Annotated in this window: 1 protein-coding gene; it reads left to right on the top strand. The window is 39.6% G+C overall.

Annotated features, from left to right (window positions below):
• Positions 1–26 precede the first annotated feature (26 nt).
• The coding region (gene lpxA, locus ACFIK8_RS11305) for an acyl-ACP--UDP-N-acetylglucosamine O-acyltransferase (RefSeq protein ID WP_375669481.1) at positions 27–739 on the top strand (713 nt) is incomplete at its 3' end.

Genomic DNA, 739 nt, shown 5'->3' with positions numbered 1-739 from the left:
GTAAACGATATCATAGGAATTTAAAAATGTCGGGTACGAAAATCCATCCAACTGCTCTTGTGGAGAAGGGAGCACAGCTTGGTGAAAATGTATTCATTGGACCGTTTTGTCATATTGGTCCAGAGGCTGTTATTGATGATGGATGCAGTTTGATGAATCATGTTGTGATAATGGGAAAGACAACGTTAGGAGCTAAGAGTAAAGTATTTTCGCATGCAGTTTTGGGTACAGATCCACAAAATAATAAACATAAGGGAGGTTATACAACTCTTTCTATTGGTAAAAACTGTACGATTCGCGAAGGTGTAACAATGCATAGAGGGTCTGATTCGAGTGTGGGAATGACGATTGTTGGTGATAATTGCCAATTTTTTTGTTATGCCCATGTCGCTCACGATTGCCGTGTAGGAAGTCATGTAACATTTGCAAATAATGCAATGATTGCTGGTCATGTTACCGTTGGTGATTATGTTATTATTGGTGGTGGTTCTGCTGTTCATCAATTTGTCCGTATTGGACATCATGCATTTATCGGTGGTGTCTCTGCATTGGTTGGCGATCTGATTCCTTATGGAACAGCTGTTGGTGTGCAGGCAAAACTTGCAGGATTAAATATTATTGGTATGAAACGTGCAGGTCTTGAACGTAAAGATATTCATGCACTACGTCATGCGGTTGCCATGCTTTTTGATCATAGTAAACCGTTTAAAGAGCGTGTAAACGATGTTTCTTCTTTCTA

This window comes from Bartonella sp. MR168JLCBS (assembly GCF_042194175.1).
This window is presented reverse-complemented; position numbering and strand designations above follow the sequence as displayed.